19 protein-coding genes and 1 pseudogene are annotated in these 21,279 nt (G+C 56.8%); 6 read left to right on the forward strand and 14 right to left on the reverse strand.

Annotated elements, in window-relative coordinates:
* Positions 1-48: 48 nt before the first annotated feature.
* Positions 49-1,290 carry a Glu/Leu/Phe/Val family dehydrogenase gene (locus CFT65_RS15250; protein ID WP_088828924.1) on the reverse strand — a complete coding sequence of 414 codons (1,242 nt, stop codon included), beginning with the start codon at positions 1,288-1,290 and terminating at the stop codon, positions 49-51.
* Positions 1,291-1,629: 339 nt separating this feature from the next.
* Between CFT65_RS15250 and CFT65_RS15255 the strand changes: the two genes are divergently transcribed.
* Positions 1,630-3,624, forward strand: coding sequence for a hypothetical protein (locus CFT65_RS15255; RefSeq protein ID WP_088828925.1), 1,995 nt, complete (start codon positions 1,630-1,632; stop codon positions 3,622-3,624).
* A 10-nt stretch (positions 3,625-3,634) separates the two neighbouring features.
* On the opposite strand, the gene CFT65_RS15260 is transcribed toward CFT65_RS15255, so the two are convergent.
* The 5 genes from CFT65_RS15260 to CFT65_RS15280 all read right to left on the reverse strand — a co-directional run bounded on the left by CFT65_RS15260 (position 3,635) and on the right by CFT65_RS15280 (position 8,762).
* Complete coding sequence (locus CFT65_RS15260) at positions 3,635-4,906, reverse strand: MFS transporter (RefSeq protein WP_088828926.1); 1,272 nt, start codon at positions 4,904-4,906, stop codon at positions 3,635-3,637.
* Positions 4,907-4,993: 87 nt separating this feature from the next.
* Entirely contained in the window at positions 4,994-5,737 is a 744-nt protein-coding gene (locus CFT65_RS15265) for an ABC transporter permease (RefSeq protein ID WP_088828927.1), read from the reverse strand.
* Entirely contained in the window at positions 5,737-6,684 is a 948-nt protein-coding gene (locus CFT65_RS15270; protein ID WP_088828928.1) for an ABC transporter ATP-binding protein, read from the reverse strand. Before CFT65_RS15270 ends, CFT65_RS15265 begins: the two co-directional genes overlap by 1 nt.
* Positions 6,685-6,704: 20 nt before the next feature.
* Entirely contained in the window at positions 6,705-7,892 is a 1,188-nt protein-coding gene (locus CFT65_RS15275) for an ABC transporter permease (RefSeq protein ID WP_088828929.1), read from the reverse strand.
* A 3-nt stretch (positions 7,893-7,895) separates the two neighbouring features.
* Positions 7,896-8,762 (reverse strand): ABC transporter substrate-binding protein, encoded by an 867-nt coding sequence (locus CFT65_RS15280; protein WP_141103826.1) that lies wholly within the window; start codon positions 8,760-8,762, stop codon positions 7,896-7,898.
* 247 nt (positions 8,763-9,009) lie between these two features.
* Here CFT65_RS15280 and CFT65_RS15285 point away from each other — a divergent pair, with 247 nt between their 5' ends.
* Together CFT65_RS15285 and CFT65_RS15290 are read left to right on the forward strand one after the other, a co-directional pair.
* Positions 9,010-10,086, forward strand: coding sequence for a TauD/TfdA dioxygenase family protein (locus tag CFT65_RS15285; protein ID WP_088828931.1), 1,077 nt, complete (start codon positions 9,010-9,012; stop codon positions 10,084-10,086).
* Positions 10,087-10,227: 141 nt separating this feature from the next.
* Entirely contained in the window at positions 10,228-11,037 is an 810-nt protein-coding gene (locus tag CFT65_RS15290) for a substrate-binding periplasmic protein (RefSeq protein ID WP_088828932.1), read from the forward strand.
* On the opposite strand, the gene CFT65_RS15295 is transcribed toward CFT65_RS15290, so the two are convergent.
* From CFT65_RS15295 to CFT65_RS15305, 3 genes are all read right to left on the reverse strand, one after another.
* A complete protein-coding gene (locus CFT65_RS15295; RefSeq protein WP_088828933.1) occupies positions 11,034-11,420 on the reverse strand; it encodes a phosphate-starvation-inducible PsiE family protein in 387 nt (128 codons plus the stop codon). The genes CFT65_RS15290 and CFT65_RS15295 overlap by 4 nt on opposite strands.
* A 77-nt stretch (positions 11,421-11,497) precedes the next feature.
* Entirely contained in the window at positions 11,498-12,433 is a 936-nt protein-coding gene (locus CFT65_RS15300; RefSeq protein WP_088828934.1) for a M14 family metallopeptidase, read from the reverse strand.
* Positions 12,430-13,644 (reverse strand): serine hydrolase domain-containing protein, encoded by a 1,215-nt coding sequence (locus tag CFT65_RS15305; protein ID WP_088828935.1) that lies wholly within the window; start codon positions 13,642-13,644, stop codon positions 12,430-12,432. The genes CFT65_RS15300 and CFT65_RS15305 overlap by 4 nt, the downstream gene beginning before the upstream one ends.
* Positions 13,645-13,807: 163 nt before the next feature.
* On the opposite strand from CFT65_RS15305, the gene CFT65_RS15310 reads away from it, so the two are divergent.
* Positions 13,808-15,013, forward strand: coding sequence for an MFS transporter (locus CFT65_RS15310; protein ID WP_088828936.1), 1,206 nt, complete (start codon positions 13,808-13,810; stop codon positions 15,011-15,013).
* On the opposite strand, the gene CFT65_RS15315 is transcribed toward CFT65_RS15310, so the two are convergent.
* Complete coding sequence (locus CFT65_RS15315) at positions 15,010-15,879, reverse strand: LysR family transcriptional regulator (RefSeq protein ID WP_088828937.1); 870 nt, start codon at positions 15,877-15,879, stop codon at positions 15,010-15,012. The two genes, CFT65_RS15310 and CFT65_RS15315, sit on opposite strands and share 4 nt — an antisense overlap.
* 94 nt (positions 15,880-15,973) lie before the next feature.
* Between CFT65_RS15315 and CFT65_RS19480 the strand changes: the two are divergent.
* Positions 15,974-16,477 (forward strand): annotated as a pseudogene (locus CFT65_RS19480) (lactoylglutathione lyase family protein).
* A 150-nt stretch (positions 16,478-16,627) separates the two neighbouring features.
* On the opposite strand, the gene CFT65_RS15325 reads toward CFT65_RS19480, so the two are convergent.
* The 4 genes from CFT65_RS15325 to CFT65_RS15340 all read right to left on the reverse strand — a co-directional run bounded on the left by CFT65_RS15325 (position 16,628) and on the right by CFT65_RS15340 (position 19,168).
* Positions 16,628-17,533, reverse strand: coding sequence for a homocysteine S-methyltransferase family protein (locus CFT65_RS15325; RefSeq protein ID WP_088828938.1), 906 nt, complete (start codon positions 17,531-17,533; stop codon positions 16,628-16,630).
* 64 nt (positions 17,534-17,597) lie between these two features.
* Positions 17,598-17,783: a hypothetical protein gene (locus tag CFT65_RS15330; protein WP_088828939.1), complete on the reverse strand. Its 186-nt coding sequence runs from the start codon at positions 17,781-17,783 to the stop codon at positions 17,598-17,600.
* Positions 17,784-18,034: 251 nt separating this feature from the next.
* A complete protein-coding gene (locus tag CFT65_RS15335) occupies positions 18,035-18,733 on the reverse strand; it encodes a ZIP family metal transporter (protein WP_228705866.1) in 699 nt (232 codons plus the stop codon).
* 156 nt (positions 18,734-18,889) lie between these two features.
* A complete protein-coding gene (locus CFT65_RS15340; protein ID WP_088828941.1) occupies positions 18,890-19,168 on the reverse strand; it encodes an Imm32 family immunity protein in 279 nt (92 codons plus the stop codon).
* A 988-nt stretch (positions 19,169-20,156) separates the two neighbouring features.
* On the opposite strand from CFT65_RS15340, the gene CFT65_RS15350 reads away from it, so the two are divergent.
* A complete protein-coding gene (locus tag CFT65_RS15350) occupies positions 20,157-21,182 on the forward strand; it encodes a DUF2235 domain-containing protein (RefSeq protein WP_088828943.1) in 1,026 nt (341 codons plus the stop codon).
* Positions 21,183-21,279 lie beyond the last annotated feature (97 nt).

The following is a 21,279-nucleotide window of genomic DNA, read 5'->3' on the forward strand; positions in this document are numbered from 1 at the left end:
TTTTGGCCGGGGTTTGTTTTTGTTGGGTGCTGACCCGGCGATGCCCGGCTAGCACCAGCCACGCAGGTGCATCGCCTCTTCAATCCGCTTGAGCCCATTAATCCACGCGCCCAGCCGGACCGATTTGAGCTGGTGTTCGGCTGCTGTGCTCGCGGCCTCCCGGTAGCCCCTCGCCAATCGCTCCTGTCGCAGGCGGTTGATGGTTTCGATATCCCAGTAATTATCGGAAAGACCCTGACTGCGCTCCATCTGGCATAGCTGCACGCTACCGGCATTGGCCAACACATCCGGAACAATTATCACGCCTTTATCCAGCAACATCGCATCGGCTTTTAACGTGATTGGTGCATTCGCGGCCTCCACCACCATTCGGGCCTGGATCCGGTCGGCGTTATCCGCGGTGATAACCCCCTGAACTGACGCCGGTACCAACACATCACAGTCACATTCCAGCATTGCTTCGCTGGTTATCGGTTCGCTGCCGGCAAAGTCCGAGACTTTTCCAGTGGATTTCTTGTGCGCCAACAGGGCCGGAATATCTAGCCCCTCGTTCAAATAGATGCCGCCCCGGCTATCGCACACCGCCACAACATCACAGCCGGCTTCGTAAAACATGGTCGCCGCCACCGACCCGACCTGGCCAAATCCCTGGATCGCCACACGGGCATTCCCGATGTCGAACTCCGCCTGTATGGCAGCTTCCCTGAACACATCGAAAACTCCGCTCCCGGTCGCCTCGAAGCCCCCGAGCGAACCACCGAGGATAGGCGGCTTGTCATTCACTGCCGCTGGTTCGTGGTAACCGGTAACAGACTCGTATTCGTCAAGCATCCAGCTCATGGTTTTGAGATCTGTGCCAATGTCCGCACCGGGTACGTCGTACGCCTGACCTCTCGGGCGCAGGTTTCGGATGTAGGCTCGGCAAAGCGACTCCAATTCCCGTTCACTTAACGTACGTGGGTCAGCGACGATTCCGCCCTTGCCGCCTCCGGCGGGAATTCGGCCAGCCGCGTGTTTGATCGACATGATCATCGCGAGGGATTTCACTTCATCCAGGTCGAGATCGGGGGAAATCCGGGTCCCATCCCGGCTCGGTCCGAGGGCATCGTTATAGCGGACACGGTGGGCATCAAATACCCGGAAACTGCCGTCGTCCATTTTCATCGGAATGCGGAAGCTCACCACGCGTCCCGGCGCGGCAAGAAATTCGATTACGTTAGGGTCAATCCTCCCGAGACGGCCTGCCTCGCGAAGAATCTGACCACTTTCATCCAGAAAATCATAATCCATGGCGCTCCCCTTCAAAGTTTGAGTCGGACATTGCTCACTGCCCGGCCACCAGGCCCGACAGAAAACCTTCTGACTATCAACATAGCAGGCGCGATGGAAGACGGTACCTGACTCAGAGCTTGCCAGCACCCCCTCACCATGCTTCACTTTCCAGATTCGTCCTCACGCATAACCGGAGTCCACTTTGTGCCCTATCCTGCGACTGTGAGTTCAATAGCACCCAAGGGCCGTCAGGATGTGGATTCCCTGATTCGCAATATGGAGCAATCAATCGCGGAGTCTGAAGCCTTTATCCAACGCTTCCGCTAAGGCGGGCAACATATCCAGGGAGCCAACGCTATGGAGCGCCAAGACACAGATCCTGCGCTCAAGCCGGCATTGATGCAGTTCGATATGGCGCTGGCAGAATTTGCCCGCGCCCGCAAAGCGGACCCAAAAGCCTCCAGCCTCAGTCTCCTGGAGCGTACAAGGATGCTGATGACGCTGCCGGGTGGCTTCGACGCCATATACCGGCGGGTGCGATCGCTAGAATCTGCCGGGATTTTCGGCACCAGCGACTGGGCCCGACCGGCCCTGCTACAACCGGCGCTTGCCAAGCACTCCCTGAGGGAGGCGGGCGCCGTTACCACCATTGTGGAAGCGATCAGCGAACTGCGCATGCTGGCCGTTACCCGTGGCAAATATTTCCATCCGGGGGTTTCAGCCGAGCAGGCACGCCACTTTCTCACCCAGGTGATGGCACTAAACCTGGATCTGCTGTCTGGCCAGCTTGCAGAAGCCGACCGGGAACGCCCGAAGCAGCTCGGCACCATCGTTCAGGAACTCTACCGGTATCTGATCTCCCACCTCGGCTATGAGAGCCTCCTGGACAGCCTGGTGGCGGAAGTCTGGCGATTGCTGGATCAGGGGCCGGTGCAGGTCGACAGTATGCGCGAAATGATCGGGCAGATCGCCAAGTGCCTCTACGATCCCGACATCAAAACCCGGCGCAACGCCGATGCGACCCGGCTGGTGAAGGCCCTATTCGCCCCCACACCCGCCAGCGCCGAGGACCCGGGCCTGGAGGTCTATGAGCAACGCCTGGAAACCATGGACGACGTAGCGCTCTCCTCCGAAGCCACCTACTTTGCCCGCAGCATGTTCGATACCGGCCTTGCCTCCCCCTACCACGCGGTGATGCTCCGGTACCTGCGCGCCAGCGGCCAGGACGATCTGATCCCCAACACACTGGGGCTGACCATGACCGGGCTGGACGATCTCTACTGCTACACCGAACTGGTGCATGCCCTTATAGACGAGGCCATCTACCCGGAAACCTGCCAGGCCGTGTATGGCCTGACAATGATGCTGGAGCGCGGATCGCTGTTTACCCCCTCGGTTGCCCAGGCCCTGTGGCGGCAAATCAAACTCAAGCCGTCTGCGGAAACCGATCAGGCCCTGAGAGAGGCGTTCGGCGATGCCCGGCCACCCCGGGTATTTTTGCTGGCCGGTGTTATCAACCTGCTGGGCCAGCCGCTGGGCGTTGGTCAGGGCAACAATCCCACCTGCCAGTCTGCCATTGGCCTTTCCATGTGGGCGTCGAACGAGGCCGATTATCTGCTTCAGGTGCTAACCTGGGCCGCAAGGGACAATGAAGTACTCAGCCGGTTCGAGGGCCAGGAGGTGTCTTCGAGGGATCTGGAGCCCGGCCTGGTGCAAGGCACACCGGTGGATGTGGACCCGGTGTCGCTGGTGCTCATCCCTCATCTGGACCGCATCTACGGCGAGATGTGGCGCCGCTGTGAAAACCGGGACGACGACGCCCATCGCTGGATCAACCCGGAATTCTACGGCTGGTGGGTCAGCCACGGCTTCTGCGTGGTCGCCGACGCAAAAACCGGTGAGGTGCAGGACTATGAGGGCTTCATCCGCCGCTTCTATGCCAGCTATCACCCCTTCTATAACGGCAACATCCCGGTGATTCACGCCCAGCCAGCGGGCATCGCCGTAACTGACAGCGCCGCCCGTTTCGTTGGCCGACACGCCATCAATATCCTGCGGGTCGCCTTGAGCCATAAAAACGAGATGCGGGTGTATTTCTTTAACCCCAACAACGACAGCGGCCAGAACTGGGGCCAGGGAATTACCTGCTCAACCCAAGGCAATGACGAACTTCGCGGCGAAGCCTCCCTGCCTGTAGCCGAGTTTGCCTCCAGATTGTACGCCTTCCATTACGACACCCTGGAGCTGGGCGACCTCTCTGCCATTCCCGATGAGGAAGTAGCCCGGGTAATGGATCTTGGCTACACCAGCTGGGCTGGGCCCCACCGCGGATGCACCGGAGCAACAACTTAAGCATCGAATCCTAGTAACTATCAGTCTTACCGGTGACCGGCGATAGCGGTTCACCTTCTTCATTCTGCAACTGATGGTCGTATGCCGCCTGCAGACCGGTATCCTCTTCCGCCTCTTCCTCAGGCTCGTACTCCAGATACCTTGGATAAAGCGGCGAGAGCATGGCCACTACAATTCCAATTGTGCAGAACATGGCAAACGCATCGGCATAACCAACCTCGCTCACCAGCACACCGACCACGGGGGAGCCCGCCGCCTGACCAAGAGACACCGCCATGAATGGCAGTACCGGCCCCATGGAGAGCCTCCCCGGAAGCAGGCGAATGCCGGTCATCAGGTACAGCCCGGTCAGACTCATATACGCCAGACCAAAAACCAGCGCCGAAAACGCCGAAATCAGCAGATTGTCCGGGCTGGCAGCCAGCAACGCCAGGCTGGCCGCGAGCATCATCAGCATCAGGGCCTGGGTGATCGGCGGATTGTTGCGATCGGCCAGATCGGCCACCACCGCGCCACCCAGACCGGCAACGCCAACCCCCAACCACAGCCAACCGGTGGCGTCGGATGGCATGGAACCCAGATTGACTACCAGGTCGGGCGCGAAGATCCAGTAGGCGGCCGAGACAAAACCCATCATGAAAGCGAACAGCGAGAGCCTGAGCAGGCGCCACCACTGATCGGCGCTGATTGGCTGCGCCGGTGCCGCATTGGCAGGCACAACACGGGAAACAGAGGGAATAAAGAACCAGGTGGCCATCACACCGATGACGGCCAGCACCGCAAAGGAAGCGTAGGCATAGCGCCAGGCCCCGGCCAGGAACAGAATTGTCGGCACAGCGATAACAACACCAATACTGGTGCCCGCATTCATCACAGAGCTGACCCGACCATGCAGGGACCGTCTCACCAATGCCTGCATCGCTGCCGTGAGTGCCGGCATCATCAGGCCCGTGCAGATACCACAGGCAACAACCCCAACCCCAAGCGAAACAGCACCGACCGCCTGACTGATCAACGCCAGGCCAACAGCACCAAAAACTCCCGAGGCCATAGCGGTGTTACGGGCACCCAGGCGATTCGCGGAGAGGGGCGCGACCATGGTCGCAAACACGAAGCTGATAAGCGGCAACGCACCAATGATACCGATCACATCAGCTCCCAAATCCAGATCGGCCCGGATCGGGGGCACAAACAAACCAAACGCAAAGCGCGCAAGCCCGTAACTGATCGCGATCAGTATTGCGCCGAGGAGTGCAAATGACGTGCTCGAAGGAAACTTCATTCCGTTTTGCTCATTGCGCTGTGCATCCTTACCAGCCTAGACATCAAAGCAAGGTATTTAAAGCACCGGGCAGCCGGGGCGTGGTTATCAGCCTGCAGCCTGGGGCAGAAACCGACGGTCCCACACCCGCTCAGTGGCTTCAAACAGGCTATCCACCGTGAGCGCCAAAAGGCCAATCAGAATCGCGCCCTGCAACACATAGGCCGTGTTGCCATTTACCAGCCCCGCAATCACCGGATCACCAAGGGTTCGGGCACCGATCGTTGAGCCGATGGCAGCGGTGGCAATATTGATCGTAACCGAGGTTCGAATGCCGGCCAGTATCACCCGGCCCGCCAGTGGCAGTTCCACCTGCAGCAGCACCTGGAAAGGCGACATGCCCATACCCAGCGCAGCCTGCCTGACGGTAACATCAACACCCTCAAGGCCCGCCAGGGTGTTGCGGAGAATGGGCAGCAAGCCATAAAGAATCAACGCCACAAGAATCGGAGCCTCACCGAATCCGAGAACCGGCACCGCCAGGGCCAGGACAGCAACCGGCGGAAAGGTCTGGCCAATGGACGCAATCTGACTCACCAGCGGCAGGAAGTCCCGGCCAGCAGGGCGGGTAGCGAAGATACCCCCGGCGACTGCAGCAACCGTTCCAACCAGGGCGGAAATCACCACCAGCATCAGATGGTTCTGTAACAGAAACAGGAAGCTCTCACGCTCATAGATGACATTCTGTTTATCCGGCTGGACCCACTGGAACAGCGGCTCCAGAGCCGGCATGCCGGCGCTCAGGGCGCACAGAAGCGCCGTCAGCAATACAGGCGGCAGCCAGCTCCGCATCAGGCACCTTCCTGGATAATGCGTTCGCGGGTGATGGTTCCGGTTTCCTGGCCATCGGCATTGAACACCGGCACCTGATTCCAGTTCTGCCAGAGCATGATAGAGAGCGCCACTCTCAGGCTGTCGTCTTCCTTCAGGCCGTCGGTTCCCGGTTCAGGCTGCCTTGGCTGCGGGTAACTCTGCATCAGGTCTCCCACGGTGCGCAGGCTCATCAGTTTCAGGCCCCGGTCCTGCTTGCCCACGAGATTCTCCACAAAATCGGAGGCCGGACGCCGGAGAATGTTCTCCGGCGTGTCATGCTGAATGATGCGGCCCCGGTCCATCACGGCAATGCGGGTCGCCAGCCTCAGGGCTTCATCAATATCGTGAGTCACAAACACGGTGGTTTTCCGCAGCTGACTCTGGATACGCAGCATCTCCAGCTGCAGGTTCTCCCGCGTGATGGCGTCCAGCGCGCCGAAGGGTTCGTCCATCAGAAGAATATTGGGGTTGGCCGCCAGCGCCCTGGCAACACCGACACGCTGGGCCTGACCGCCGGACAATTGTTGGGGATACTTGTTGGCGTGAATAGCCGGATCGAGATCCAGGAGCGTCAGCAGCTCATGAACGCGCTCGTCGATCTGCTCCTGCGGCCATTTCAGAAGCTGGGGCACCATGGCGATGTTGCGGGCCACCGTCCAGTGCGGAAACAGCCCGGTGCCCTGGATCACGTACCCCATATTCAGCCGCAACTGCTCCGGATTTATGGCGGTAACGTCCTCGCCATCCACCAGAATCTCGCCCTCGCTGTGGGGCAACAATTGATTGATCATCCTCAGGGTAGTCGATTTACCGCAGCCAGAGCTGCCCACCAGCACACACACTTCCCCGGTTTCGACCGTCAGGTTGATTCGGTCCACGGCCACGGCATCGCCAAAGCGACGGGTAACATTTTTCAGTTCAATCATCGGGACACGTCCTTTTCCTGTCAGGCCGTCGCCGGTGTCGGCCTGAGACTGGCCGCCAGCATGGTGAGCAGAGCATCCGCCAGCAGCGCGAGGGCAATCGTCGGCAAAGCGCCCAGCAATACCAGATCCATCGCCGCCTGACCCAGTCCCTGGAAGATAAAACTGCCGAAACCGCCAGCGCCGATCAGCGCGGCAACCGCGGTCAGGCCAATGGCCTGGATCGTGGTAATGCGCACGCCTTCCACAATCACGGGAAGTGCCATTGGCAACTTGAGTTTGAAAAACAGCTGTCGCTCGCTCATGCCCATGCCCCGCCCGGCATCCGCGAGGCTTTCGGGCACCTCGGTAAGCGCGACGAAAGAGTTGCGCACCATCGGCAGCAGGCTGTAAGCCACCAGCGCCAGCAAGGCCGGAGCCCAGCCAATGCCACGAATACCCATGGCCTGCAGCGCGGGAAAAGCAGCCGCCAACGCACTGAGCGGTGCGATCAGCAACCCGAACACCGCCAGGCTGGGAATGGTCTGAAGAAAACTGACGGCGCCGAGGATCGGCCGGCGCCAGGCCACACTGCGAATCATCTTCAGCGCCAGCAAAAAGGCCAGACAGGCGCTGATGCCAACCGCACCGAAAGCCAGCGCCATGTGAGTCCAGAATGCCTGCTCAAATTTATCCGGCCGGGCGTTGAACTCCCGAACCAGGGACAGACTTTCGAGGCCGTCACCCCGCAGGAACCATAGCCAGCTTCCACTGATAACCACCAGAATCAGCAACTGCAAACCTCGGCCACTTCCGAGGCGCCCGAGGATTTCGACCAGCATCAGGGACAGCAGGAATAACAGACACCAGAAACCGGCTCCGATAGATGATCGCGCATAGGGTGCATCTTCCGGCAGATGCCGGCCTGCAAAGACCTCAAGCAACAGAGGCAGCAGTGCCAGGGAGAGGCCCACCAGGGCCAGTAGAGGCAGGTATCGCCGACACGCTGGCAGAATAGACAACAAAACGCAGCCAACGAGAATCATTGAGACCAGACCAGCCCCTGCTCCACCAACTGCCGACAACAGGCCATGCCCGTTACCCGGCACGATTCGGTTGGGCTGTATAACGCCAAAATCCAGAAGCCAGACCAGCGCCAAGGCCAGCATCCCCAGCACAGGCAGGACTCGGTTTGGCGTGGAGTTCGGGGAAACGGAGTTGAAAATCGACAAACCTCAGTCCTGTGCCAGGGAATCCAGATAATTCCGGGCGACCGTGTCTGCCGGCACTCCGTTAACCGCCACCTGACCATTCAGGCGCTGCAGCGTTTCAAGATCCAGCGACTCGAAGATGGGCCGCAGCACCTGCCGGATCTCCGGGTAGCTCTCCAGCACCTCCTGACGTACGATGGGCGCAGGCTGATACACCGGCTGAACGCCTGCGGTATCTTCCATTACCTTCAGATCGAGCGCATCCAGCCCGCCATCGGTACCGTAGGTCATCGCACCGTTTACGTCGTTGTTATTCAGGGCCGCCGCGCGCAATGTCGCCGCCGTATTGCCACCGGAAAGGATCAACAACTGGTCGGATTCAAGCTTAAATCCATAGGCCTGCTGGAAAGCTGGTAAGGCACTGGCGGATTCCACAAACTCGGCACTGGCCGCAAACTTGAAGGCACCACCCTCATTAATGTAATCCGCGAGGTCTTCGAGTGTGGCCAGGTTATTTTCCTGCGCCAGATCGCCCCGCACGCTCATGGCCCAGGTGTTATTAGCTTCGGCGGGTTCCAGCCAGACAATGTTGTGTGCCTCTTTATCCAGGCGGGCAGCCTCCTGGTAGGCCTTATCCGCATCTTTCCAGATATCCCGATCCGCCTGATCGTGAAAGAACGCAGCATTGCCGGTGTACTCGGGGTAGATATCGATTTCGCCGGCCTTGATCGCATTGCGGACGATGCTGGTGCCACCCAACTGGAGCCTGTTTTCAACCGGTATACCGGCCCCCTCCAGGGACTGCAACACCATCTGCCCCAGTACCGAGCCTTCGGTGTCAATTTTGGAAGATACCACCACAGGATCAGCAGCCATTACCGATCCGGACATCACGAACGCTATCAATGCCGCTGTGCGGCGCAAAAGGGATTTGGGAGTCACGACCATTCCTCTCGGTTTTTAGTTACCACTATCAGTCTAGAGGCCGCATCTACGAAGGCAAACGCGAATTGGCCTTGCCCCTGCAGAGCCACCTCACGCCCAATTCAAAACATGTACATGGCGATATCAGGTTTGAATTCCCAAAACCCGCTGGGTTACGCTGGCTATAAAACGAGCAGCATGGTAGTGAACCGCTATGGCACAGCCCCTGGAAACACCCCGCGAACCAACCTCCACCGTAGCGCCCCTGAATCCGGAGAACGTGGCCCTGCTCGAACAGGAAGGCCTGTCGCTCAAGCCTCTGGAACCCATCGGCGTTGAAATATATGGCGCCGACGTACGCAATCAACTGCCAGAGCCGGCTATCAAGGCCCTGGAAGAGGAAATGGCCAACCGGGGTTTCATTGTGTTCAAGCACCAGGCCAGCCTCTCGCCCGACGAATTGATTGATGCCTGCAAATGGTGGGGCGGGCGCGAGATCCACTCCACCCACGGTGTTCATCCTGCAACGCCCGGTCGCAACCGGCACATCTTCCGCTGCTCCAACGATGGCCGCCAGGGCATTCTTGGCGTTGGTCCCCAATGGCACAACGACGGCAGTTTCGAGGCCGCCACCTTCTCCCACAGCGCCTACTACATGGCGCGGGCCCCCGAGCACGGCGGCGGTACCCACTTCGCGCACCAGGGTGCGGCCTTTGACGCACTCCCGCCGGAGAAACAGGACTTCTGGGAACGGCTGGTGTCGGTAAACTCCGCATCCAGCGTGACCCACCCCGTGGTTCACACCCATCCGATTTCCGGCCGGAAAAGCGTTTGGCTGCACTTGGGCATGACCGGCGCCATCATCGAACGCCTGGCGGAAGACGGGCTGACCCTCGACCAGCTGAAAACCCTGCCCGCCCCCGCCGACAGCTTCCGGTTGCTCGATGAAGCTGCCATGAAAGAGCTGTTCAACGATTACAATGACCTGTTGAACGACTCCTTCAAGGATGGCTACGGCATTCGTTACGAATACGATACCGGCGATCTGCTGTTTATCGACAACTGGGCCGTTGCGCACCGCGCTTCGCCAGAGGCTCACCTTCCAGCAGAGCAACAAGGCCTGCGCATCATGGACCGCGTAACCATCAAGGCACCGCGGAACCTCGCGCCCCATTTCGGCCTGCCCCAATACATCAACATGGCCGGCCCCCACCCGTTCAACAAAGACGGCGTATGGCAGGCCGGTGGCGTGGGCTTTCGCTGGAAAGACGACATCCGCATGCAGAACTGATTAACCCGTTTTGCATGTGGCCATGCGTCACTATACATTCCGTTCCGATGCCAGAACTGCTGGCCTTAATGGAAAGATGTATTGAAAATTCCTCGCCGCAAACTAAGCTAATCTTGTCTTTTCACTCTTTTGAGCAGGCCCATGAAAGCGTGTTGTCATGCATTTCTCGCCGTCGCGCTGTCAATCCTGCTTCTCTGGAGTCCTGCCCGAATTGGTCATGCGGAAACCGTGCTGCATGTCGCCTACGAAGATAAAACCCAATTCCCCTACTACATGGGCGACACTCAAAAGGTTCTGGACAGACCCGGCGCAGCGGTTGAACTGGTCAAACTGCTGGAAGAGCGGATACCCGGTTTACGGATCAAGTTCAGCCGCTACCCCTGGAAGCGGTGCTTGGCCATGCTCGAAACCGGCCAGGTGGATGGGATATTCAATGCCTCCTACAATGCTGCGCGTACCCGAATTGGCGAATACCCCTGGCGCGACGACCAGGTTGACCCCACCCGCCGACTAACCACCATCAGCTACAATCTTTATGCCCTGCCGGATACTGAGCTGGGTTGGAGTGGCAAGGCTTTCGAGGACACGGAACTCTCCGTGGGCGCCCCATTGGGTTACTCAATCGTCAACGATCTCGAAAACCTGGGCATCTCCGTAATAAAGGTTCGCAGTTCGAGGCAAAGCCTGCAGTTACTGACTGCCGGGCGAGTTCATGCCGTTGCGCTTCAATCAGTCACCGCAGACTTCCTGTTACGCCAGAACGCCAACCAGCTCCCGGGCATTGTCCGAATTGATCCCCCTCTGAAAACCAAGCCCTACTACCTGATGCTCTCGCGGGAATTCAAAGCTTCAAACCCAGAGCTTGCAGAACAAATATGGAATGCCATCGGCGAACTCAGAGAAGAAAAGCTTGAAGCCCTGGCGCAGCCCTATCTATCGGAGTCAGGTTAGTCATATTTACGAACCTGGTTGAGCCGGGTCATCACGAACGCCGCGATAGCGAGAATCAGAATGGCGATGGCCTCGAAAAGAATATTCTCGGGCGCCATATCCTTGCCCTGAAGAATAATCAGTCGGGCCAGAGCCGTGATGGCAATGAAAATCGGGAAGACAGAAGCGGATCGCCGATCCGAGTAGAACACCGCCACCATGCCGATAACCTCCAGATACAGGAACATCAACAGAATGTCTGCGAGATTGATGCTCTGGGCGACGTAAAGTGAGTGGAGCTCGAAGGCCACCCCGCCAAGCGTCATCAATACAACGAGGAACAGCAGAATGCGCTCGATTATCTGAAAGAGTCCGAGCGCCAACTTCTTTTCGGAAGTATCCATGGGGTTTACCTTGTTGTTTTAGGGCATGTCTCTTCGGAAAGTCTAGCCAAGTAATCAGCCGACGCCGATCACCTTGATTAAAGTGCGGTTCCGCGATGAGCCAACCCATAATCAATGGCGGCACACACCGCCGCAGCCTGCGCGGCATTGCATTGCTCGGGGGTTACACGGGGGCTGTCGGGATAAACCTCGGTGGTGGTCCGGTAAGGAGCGCGGGTCATACCAGCGCAAAGCCCCCAGTGCGAGAGCGGATACTCGATCACGCCCCGGGCCACCACTGGTGAGCCGAAAATCTCGCCTTTATCGTCGGCCGGTGCGATGTGCGTCACCTGCTCCACCGCCCTGATCAGTGCCTGCTGAAAATCCGGCTGCGGGTGTTCGCTATCGTCCACCACATAGAAGCCATCGGGAATGCCGGCAGGCTCAAATCGCTTGCCGTCGCGGGCAGCCAGTGCCGGGCGGAACTCCGATTCGTCGGTATCGGTAGTTTCGTGAAGGTCGATATGAATCAATACACGCTCGCGAACTGGCGCCACCAGCCGCATGAGCGCGGCCGCCTCCTCAGCCGGACTGCCCTCGTGGAATGAACGGTTGGGGTCGATCGCGTTCCGATTCCAGCGATGAATCCGCTCGTACGCCCAGGGACTGACGCACGGCGCAACCAGCAGATTCACTCGGCCCGCATAATCCGCTGCGTGCTTATCGAGGAACTGAAGCGCGCCATGAACACCGCTGGTCTCGTAACCGTGAACGCCGCCCGTGATCAGCACGACGGGCAGATCGTTATTCCAGTCGCGGCTGCGAATCGCCATCAGCGGATAATAGTCCGGACCGTAATCCAGCCCACCATATTCTTCCACATCAAAGCGCGAACGCAGGCCCTCGACAACACTCAACACCTCCGCTTCGTAACTGCGCTGACGGGTCTGCCGTGACAACCACTCGGCGCGCTCTGCCTGGCCCCAGGGAGTGCCGGAGGTGCCGATTGGATAGGGTGTTGCAGCTGTGTTCATAGCAGCGCTCCGTTAACGATCGCCCGCAGCTCCTGACGGATTGGGTAGGTGGACGACGGAATCAGTTGCGTCATGAAAATCATCACCAATTCCTCTACGGGATCGACAAAAAAGTTAGTGCTCGCAAGGCCACCCCAACCGTACTCACCAACCGATCCGTTGGTCTGGGATTTGGCGACGTCCGTTTTTACCGAAAAACCCAGACCAAAGCCAGTACCGGCAAAAGGTGTCTCGCTGAATGCACCGACAGACAGGCCCGGCAGGTCCTGATTGCCCGGCAGATGGTTACGACACATGAATTCCAGAGTTTTTCGACCAATAATCCGCCGCCCCCGGAACTCGCCACCCTGACACAGTGCCTGGGCGAAGTGGAAATAATCGTCGATGGTGGAAACCAGTCCGCCGCCCCCAGAAAAGAACTGAGGCTTGCGCCGGAAGGGAGACGTCTGGGGATCATCCTGTAGCGTGAACTGATCACCAGCCTGGTACTGATAGCAGGCAGCGAAGCGGTCAAGCTGATCATCCCGAACGTGGAAGCCAGTGTCAGGCATATCCAGAGGCTCAAAAATATGCTCTTGCAGATATTCATCAAACGGCTTACCAGACAGCAACTGCACCAGATACCCCAGCACATCCGTGCTGACCGAATAGTTCCAGGCTGTGCCCGGGGAAAACTCCAGCGGCAGCTCTGCAAGGTGATCGACGAGGGCTTCCAGCGTCATACTCCGGCTGCCATCCAGCTTAAGCTCGCGGTAGGCAGCGTCAACGTTGGTTCGTTGCATAAATCCGTACGTAAGGCCGGACATATGCGTTAACAGGTCGCGGATCGTCATGGTGCTGGATGCAGGCGTAGTCAGGAAGTTGGGATAAACCCCGCTTTTATAAATCCGCTGGGTTCTCCAGGCAGGAATATACTTGTGTACGGGATCATCCAGTAAAAACCGCCCCTGCTCATAAAGCTGCATCATGGCAATAGATGTGATCGGCTTGGTCATGGAATAGATGCGGAACACCGTATCCCGGCGGACCGGCTTGTTGCGTTCCACGTCCATCAGCCCCTGGGCTTTCAAATAGGCAACCTCCCCTCGCCGGGCGACCAGTGTCAGCGCGCCGGGTAACTTCCCGGGCTGGAGATAGCAACGGTCAAGGTGACGTTCAATGTTTGGAAGATGTTCCGTAGACAGGCCTGCAACCTGTGGGTGTTCCGTCATATGAGGGACGCCTATTTGCGTGTTTTCGGATTTATGCGACGTGCCGGAGCGCCAGCGTGTGTGCGTCCGCCAAACGCCCCATCCCAGTGAGGATGCTTCGATTCCGCCCAACGCATCTGATAGTGTAACCGACCTTTCAGTAACTGTTCATTGGAACTCCGGCATGGCCCCCTCCAAGCAGCACCCATGGCTTCCGCTACTCATATTCCTGGGCGCGGCCTTTACCTTCAGTGTGACAATGATCGGCACCACCATGCCGACGCCACTCTACCCCATCTACCAGGACAGGTTCGGCTTTTCCGATCTGATGATCACCATCATCTTTGCCGCCTATGCCGGGGGCGTGATTACCGCTCTGGTGCTTACAGGGCGCTGGTCCGATCAGGTAGGCCGCCGGCCAATGCTGTTCGCAGGCCTGGCTTGCTCCATCATCAGCGACCTGGTGTTCTGGCAGGCCAATGGGCTGGGAATGATACTCACCGGCCGGGTGCTGTCCGGACTGTCTGCGGGGATCTTTACCGGCACGGCCACGGTGGCCGTCCTGGAGCTGGCTCCGCCTCACTGGCGGGATAAAGCAACCTTCTTTGCCACGGCGGCGAACATGGGCGGGCTTGGGCTCGGGCCCATGCTTGCCGGTGCCCTCTCCGAGTATCTACCCTGGCCACTGCACCTGACTTTTCTGGTGCACTCCGCCATGGTCCTGCTGGCAATGTGCTGCATCTGGGCAGCGCCGGAGACCGTCTCAAAACCCGCTCGCCCAAAACTGACCATACAGCGCCTGAGCGTGCCACCGGAAGTTCGCGGTGTATTCATTCCCGCCGCCATTGCCGGTTTTGCAGGCTTCGCCATGTGCGGCTTCTTCACCTCCATCGCCCCGGCGATGATGGGCAAGGTCATGGGCTATGACAACCGGTTGCTGATCGGTGTTGTGGCCGGCAGCATTTTCATCGCCTCAACCCTGGGCCAGTTCCTGCAAGGCGCCCTGCCGCTCAGGCTGCGCCTTCCTCTGGGCTGTGTGTCTCTGACGCTCGGGGTGATTCCGATAGCACTGGGCATCTATTCCCAATCCCTCGCCCTGTTCGTAACCGGGGCCGTGATTGCCGGCATGGGCCAGGGTATTTCATTCCGGGCCGGGATGGGCGCGATCGCCTCGGCCAGCCCGGCTGCGGAAAAGGCCGCTGTAACATCCAGCTTCTTTGTTGTGGCCTATATCGCTATTTCAGTGCCGGTGATCGGCCTGGGCGTGATGGCAACCGTGACCAGCCTGACGACGACCGGAATCAGTTTCGCCGCTGTTATGGGGTCACTGGCGGCGCTGGCATTGGTACTGTTGATTCGGCGGGAACGGGCAGAGTCCAGGTCAGTTTAAAGCCACCGCTTGGCTTCAGCTATTACGGTCTCCATTCTCGCCTGAAGTGCCCGATGCCGAGGAACGCTGAGATAAAGCGTTTCGCTGACCGGGTTAGGGAGACGATGAGCTTTGATGTCCTCAGACTTCTCGAAGGCCTCAACGGCATGTGCTGGTAAAACGGTAAAGCCCAGCCCCAGGCTGACCGGCTCCAGGATCAAACCGATCTGGTTTGAGAACCCCTTTCTGGGGAACAGGATACTGTGTTGGAACTCGGGGTAATTGGCACCAAGAAGCAAGCCGGCATGATGACTTCCATCGGGGTGGTCGATAAACCCGAGGGTCATCAAAGTCTCCCAATCCGGTTCTTCGACGGTAGCAGGTGTTACCAACAGCAATGATTCCTGAGCGACGGGCGTACAACTCACTTCCGCCAGCGTCGATCTGGACGTCATGAAGCCGATATCAACAGTCGATTCGGCGATCGCCTTTTCCACATCCGGATTCGGCGCAAACCGGTAATCGATAATGAGCTTCGGATGCTTGCTCTGGAGCGCCAACAAATGCAGATACAGCTTCAGACCGACACTCCCCGGAGACATGAGCCGCACACTTCCTTCAAAGGGTGGATCCTCACCGACTTTCTGCTCAAGATTCGACAGCGCCAGGAGGATGCCCTGTGCCTCGGTATAAAGCTTTTCGCCGGCACCCGAAAGCGAGAATTGTTTTCCCTGCCTGACAAGCAATTCCGTACCGAGTTGCTCCTCAAGCTTACGCACATGCTGACTTACCCCCGACTGGGTCATGTGGAGACGTTCGGCCGTGCGGGTGAAATGACCCACCTCAACCAGCGTGCAAAACGAGCGTAACCAGGTGGTATTCATCATTACGATATGTAATCTTTTATAGAACAAATGATAATTTTAACTGATAGATAGCACCCTGTAACCTGTTCTCAGTCTTAAAAGAGGAGGACAGGCAATGAGCAACGTGTACCCAAGAAATTTTTCACACATTGGCATATCCGTGCCGGACCTTGAGCAAGCCGTGAAGTTCTACACAGAGGTTATGGGTTGGTATCTGATTATGGAACCAACCGAGATCGAAGAGGACGACAGCGCCATCGGGGATATGTGCACCGATGTTTTCGGCGCGGGCTGAGGAAGCTTCCGTATCGCTCACTTATCGACGGGCGACAGAATTGGTGTGGAGCTGTTTCAATTTAAAAACCAGACCAACCCGGAAGACAATTTCGAGTACTGGAAAACCGGCGTATTTCATTTTTGTGTGCAAGACCCAGACGTCGAGGAATTGGCTGACCGTATTGTGGCTGCTGGTGGGAAAAAGCGAATGGAGAAACCTCGCTACTATTATCCCGGCGAGAAGCCCTACCGGATGATCTATATGGAAGACCCGTTCGGGAACATTTTAGAGATCTACAGCCACAGCTACGAGTTGATATACAGTGAGGGCGCCTACTCATAAAGGCCAAACAGTTCGAGGGGGTTTTCTATGGCGGAGAGCCTCCTGAATTTAACGCCAAAGCGAAGTGACAGTGACGCATGGGGATCGGACGGGGCGAAAACTTACCACCACAGTTGGAGCATTCTCTCGCCCTTACATAACTATTATGCGTCAGGTGATATTCTCCGTCAGATACTCGAGATGCTTGCCATCGGTACCACAACAACCACCAAGAATTTTCAATCCGAAATCTCTGTTCAACTGCGTCATAAGCGCTCCCCACTCTTCAACAGATTCGGATCTTAGTTCTTCTGAACCTTCCAGCTCGTCATGGCTCAGGGAGGAGGCATTTGCCTGTATACCAATCAGCCGTTCAAATAATTTTTCAGAAAGCGTGTCTGGATCAAGAAATGACGGGTAGGAGCAGTTAACAAAATATCCAAGCGGTTTACTCGTGGTCTTGCCATCGACATAGTCAATTGCCTTCTGAAGCCCTGTTCCATCCAGGACGTTACCATCGGAACCGATCACAAAACTTATGATGTAAGGTAATCCCGTAGCTTCCATTGCAAGAGCAATTCCAGCGGCCTCCTCTACTGAAGGCAGAGTAACTGCAATGAGGAAATCCACACCCGAGTCTGCTAGTTGATCGACCTGCCATTTGTGGAACTCGCTCGCCTCATTCAGTGACAGGCCTTCCTCAGGCAGATAGCAATCGTTTTTACAGCCAATCAGACCACCAATTTTAACGGGCACTTTCCTGGATTCTTCGACAACTAATTCCTTCAGAAACTTTGTGGCGTCAACGTTAATGCTCTGTGGTTGATTTGAGGCTTGCACTCTCTCCCTGTTTGCCCGCCAAGTAGGCGTACAAAGCAATATTGGCCGGTTATTAACCTCAGCAATGCCCAGATATTCCCGGTACAGGCTCTTCAGCTCCGCTCTACCCTCATCGCTATAAATCAATGGGGCTTGAACCAAACTCTTGTCCAGTTCTACCTTTTCGCTACGACGGAGCCTTTCGATAATGGCAGCCTCGGCGAGGATAAAGTGATGGTTGTCTAGTAACTCTTTCATTTGAAATTCTCAGAGGACCTCGTTTATTAGCGTTTCCAACAGGGGCTTGAGGGGCCAATTATATTCACTGGGGTTGGCCATATCCCTCGAAGGACTGCTCAATGCCTAGATGAACTTTATATTCAACATACCGGGAAATCTGTAGTTCCTCATTTTCATATTTTTCCCGTTCCTTCACTGCCTCCATCGAGGGCCAGCTTTCTACACCGATATAATCCCATTCGTCATCGCTTTGGCTGCAATCGATCATAGAAATTGCCTTCATTCCCAAGGCATCAAGGTTAGCCCGATCCCTGACCATAAACTGTCTTCGTTCTTCCTCAGATAGCTAGAAAAACGCTGGTTTCATCTTGGCATAAAACATCCTGACGATAGGCGCTTCATTCTTCATTGCGGAAACGTCCGTTTAGTATGAATCTGGAACATAACGCTGCGCTCTGCGGCAAATTTGTAGCGCAGCGGAGAATTTGTCCGACAGCAGCGCCTTGTTAGCTGACTCGTTCATGTATTCCACATTGCGAGGAATAGCGTCAGTGCTATCCCGACTGAAAAGAAACCGAAATGCGTGGCTGCGGCGCGGAAGCTTTTATTTGCCTTGATCTCCGGTACCAAGTCGGAAGCGGCAATGTAAATGAAGTTGCCTGCGCCAAAAAGCACTAAACCGGACACTTCAAACTGTTGGGCTGCAAAATAAGCGACGAGGGCTCCAAGAGGAAAAGTCAGTGCCGAGAGGAAATTCCACAGCAAAGCATTTCGTCGAGGAAAGCCACCGCGCACCAGAATACCAAAGTCGCCCAACTCCTGTGGAACCTCGTGGGCTGCCGCCGCCACCCAAGCGGTAATGCCGGCAGCTGGATTGATCAGGAAGGTGCTAGCAATCCCCAGGCCGCCGAGAAAATTGTGAACAGCATCACCAACAAGGATCAGATAGGTTACTGGTTGGCGTCCTATACGTTGGGAACTGTGTGAGTGGTGCCAGTTAAGAAACAGCTCCAAACCCAGAAAGGTGACAAAACCAGCGGCGAGCCACATACTGGCGGCCAACGGGTCGAGGGCGGCAGAACCCTCCGGAATCATGTGAAACAAGGCACCACCAATCAGTGTTCCCGCTGCAAGGGAGACAAAGGGAAGAAGCAAACGATCAAGAGTAGCCGGCTTGAGCACTACCGTGACACTGCCCACCAAGGCGATGGCGCTCATGAGAAATCCACCGATGACAATCCAAGTCAAGTTATCGATATGCGCTTCCTACTTGGCAGCTAGCGCCAATATTCAGCGGCGGCTTTTACGTAGCGAAGCGGAGAAAAAGCCGTCCGGTGGAGACCCCAAAGGGCCGGAACGAACTGGAATGACTGGTTATGTTTTTGAATACGGTTTGCCACCTTTGACCGTGGGCCAGCCATACACCTTCACGTGATCTATAAGCCTGCCTTTTTCAGACTGCTGTTCAGATGACAACTCGCTGCCGCCCCATTCCTCGGTGAAGTAATGATCATGGGGAAACTCATCAGCTTTCGCTTTTGCAGCGATTTCGAGGAGCTGCTTTGCAAAATACTCTAGCCCCGCCGGATCGCAATGAACGAAAACCTGTTCACCTTCCTCGTCAGTTTCGAACGTTAGGAGATAATCTTCCATACTTCCTCAGAAAACATAACGCCAAGCGAAGCGCGGCTACGAAATGGAGGCGAAGCCGCAATGTAGTAGCCGTGGCTGGCCTTGCTAGGCACGCTTCCCTTAAGTTACGGATTCCCATAGTCCCAGAGATATAAATACTAGCCCAACTAAAAAGGCCCATATTGGCAACGACCTTATGAAAAAGATTTGGGCTCTGACCTTTCCAGGACTATTCGGCCTACCTAGCCCGAACGCTTGAACGTATAACCCTCTAAAATTCCAGAATTTCTTATCTAAGTCGCCTTCAACCACGGCGGTCAGCCTCCACATCACAAAAAAGTAGACGTGGGCAAGGCCGAGAAGCCACCACATGACATTTTCCGGGACCTTAATACCCAGGACTTCGGGATCTAGTGAAGATGAAAGCAGCAAAACAACGGAAATAGATGTGCTGAACAGCAAGTTCCGTCAGTACTCACTGCCTCCCTCATTAAAATCAGGAGGGCTCGGAACATATTGCTGCCGCTCTCTATTTTCTCTGCCTTCCATGAACTCTCCGAAATAATCCTGCCTAACAGCTAATTATACGAACGCGTTCGTATATCACCCGTTCGTAAAACTCCTTTCAAACGCGCTCAAGAAAAAACGAGTTTTTCAAATAAAAACAGCATCTTGAGCACCAATTGCCACGGCTACCGCCGGAGTTATACGCCCTCTTTTGAACAACTCCTGCTCCTACCGTGGGCGTATAACTCCACCCAGCCTTTTCAATCTTTCCAACCCTATCAGATAGTTACCGACATTTCCCATGTGGTTTCTGGAGTTTTGCGAACGCTTTCGCCTAGCTCCCTGCGCCTCGGCACTACCCTCCCACCCACATACCTGAGATACTCATCTATACTCACCAAACAGGATGTACCGGTCGTCTTCATGCGCCGGAGGGTGGGCAAGATTGCTCCCCACTCGACAGGCGGAGCACAGGGAAACAAAACGACAGGAGGTCACTCCCATGAAACGCATTGCTGTCTGCTTCGATGGCACCTGGAACCGCCCTGAAGAGATTCTGGGTGAGGACTTTCCCACCAACGTTCTGCAATTTGCCCGCGCCATCCGGCCTACCGACGGTAACGGGGTGGAGCAGGTGGTGTTCTACGACTGGGGCATTGGCTCCTACCACGATTCTCTTCGGGCCGGCGCCACCGGGTACGGGCTGGAGAAGAACGTGATGGACGGCTACCGGTTTCTGGTGCACAACTACGAGCCCGGCGACGAGATTTTCCTGTTCGGGTTCAGTCGCGGTGCCTACACGGCCCGCAGCCTGTGCGGGATGATCAATAACTGCAGCATTCTGCGAAAAGAACACGGCAGCCGGATCGAGGAGGCGTTCAAGCTCTACAAAACCAAGAAGCACAAAGCCAACGGCGACCACTCCATGGCCTGGAAGGCGAAATATTCGCTGGAGAAGCGCACGCCCATCCGGTTTGTCGGGGTGTGGGATACCGTGGGCGCCCTGGGCCTGCCGTTTACTTTTTTCGGCCTGATCAAGGATCGGGACCTATTCTACGATTGTAAGATCGGCAGCAACATTCGAGTCGCCCGCCACGCGCTTTCGCTGGACGAGCAGCGGGAGGATTTCGAACCCACGCTCTGGGAGCCGCGAGACGGCACCGATCTGGCTCAGGTCTGGTTTGCCGGGGTGCATTCGGACGTCGGCGGAGGTTACGAGCCAGACAAACAAGGTCGCACCCTGGCGGATATCCCCCTGCTGTGGTTAAAAGAGGAAGCGCAAAAAAACGCCCTGCTGTTCAACGATTCCCTGCCCGCCGAAACCCACGCCAACGCCGATCAGCACAATGAGTACAAGGGCAAGTACAAGTTGCTGGGCAAGCTGGTGCGGGAGATACCACCGCCCGAGATCAACCGCACCTGGGTGCATCCCAGCGTTAAAGAGCGTTATGCCGGCGGGTACCGCAGCGAACCGATCGAGCAGTACAACAAGCTCCACGGCCAATGGCCACCGCTCTGGCCGGGATGAGCCCGCGCGTTATCGGCCTGGTTTTTGATAGACTCCGCAGCCATAGAGTGCCGTTCGATCTTGCCGGGCGGCTGTTCAGCAATGGGGGCTGTAAGTT

The organism is Marinobacter sp. es.048 (assembly GCF_900188435.1).
Taxonomy (GTDB): Bacteria; Pseudomonadota; Gammaproteobacteria; order Pseudomonadales; family Oleiphilaceae; genus Marinobacter.

Excerpts from the sequence above, each read along its gene's own strand:
- CFT65_RS15250 (WP_088828924.1), bottom strand. The coding sequence starts at position 1,290 with ATGGATTATGATTTTCTGGATGAAAGTGGTCAGATTCTTCGCGAGGCA.
- CFT65_RS15255 (WP_088828925.1), top strand. The coding sequence starts at position 1,630 with ATGGAGCGCCAAGACACAGATCCTGCGCTCAAGCCGGCATTGATGCAG.
- CFT65_RS15260 (WP_088828926.1), bottom strand. The coding sequence starts at position 4,906 with ATGAAGTTTCCTTCGAGCACGTCATTTGCACTCCTCGGCGCAATACTG.
- CFT65_RS15265 (WP_088828927.1), bottom strand. The coding sequence starts at position 5,737 with ATGCGGAGCTGGCTGCCGCCTGTATTGCTGACGGCGCTTCTGTGCGCC.
- CFT65_RS15270 (WP_088828928.1), bottom strand. The coding sequence starts at position 6,684 with ATGATTGAACTGAAAAATGTTACCCGTCGCTTTGGCGATGCCGTGGCC.
- CFT65_RS15280 (WP_141103826.1), bottom strand. The coding sequence starts at position 8,762 with ATGTCCGGATCGGTAATGGCTGCTGATCCTGTGGTGGTATCTTCCAAA.
- CFT65_RS15285 (WP_088828931.1), top strand. The coding sequence starts at position 9,010 with ATGGCACAGCCCCTGGAAACACCCCGCGAACCAACCTCCACCGTAGCG.
- CFT65_RS15290 (WP_088828932.1), top strand. The coding sequence starts at position 10,228 with ATGAAAGCGTGTTGTCATGCATTTCTCGCCGTCGCGCTGTCAATCCTG.
- CFT65_RS15295 (WP_088828933.1), bottom strand. The coding sequence starts at position 11,420 with ATGGATACTTCCGAAAAGAAGTTGGCGCTCGGACTCTTTCAGATAATC.
- CFT65_RS15300 (WP_088828934.1), bottom strand. The coding sequence starts at position 12,433 with ATGAACACAGCTGCAACACCCTATCCAATCGGCACCTCCGGCACTCCC.
- CFT65_RS15305 (WP_088828935.1), bottom strand. The coding sequence starts at position 13,644 with ATGACGGAACACCCACAGGTTGCAGGCCTGTCTACGGAACATCTTCCA.
- CFT65_RS15310 (WP_088828936.1), top strand. The coding sequence starts at position 13,808 with ATGGCCCCCTCCAAGCAGCACCCATGGCTTCCGCTACTCATATTCCTG.
- CFT65_RS15315 (WP_088828937.1), bottom strand. The coding sequence starts at position 15,879 with ATGATGAATACCACCTGGTTACGCTCGTTTTGCACGCTGGTTGAGGTG.
- CFT65_RS15325 (WP_088828938.1), bottom strand. The coding sequence starts at position 17,533 with ATGAAAGAGTTACTAGACAACCATCACTTTATCCTCGCCGAGGCTGCC.
- CFT65_RS15330 (WP_088828939.1), bottom strand. The coding sequence starts at position 17,783 with ATGATCGATTGCAGCCAAAGCGATGACGAATGGGATTATATCGGTGTA.
- CFT65_RS15335 (WP_228705866.1), bottom strand. The coding sequence starts at position 18,733 with ATGAGCGCCATCGCCTTGGTGGGCAGTGTCACGGTAGTGCTCAAGCCG.
- CFT65_RS15340 (WP_088828941.1), bottom strand. The coding sequence starts at position 19,168 with ATGGAAGATTATCTCCTAACGTTCGAAACTGACGAGGAAGGTGAACAG.
- CFT65_RS15350 (WP_088828943.1), top strand. The coding sequence starts at position 20,157 with ATGAAACGCATTGCTGTCTGCTTCGATGGCACCTGGAACCGCCCTGAA.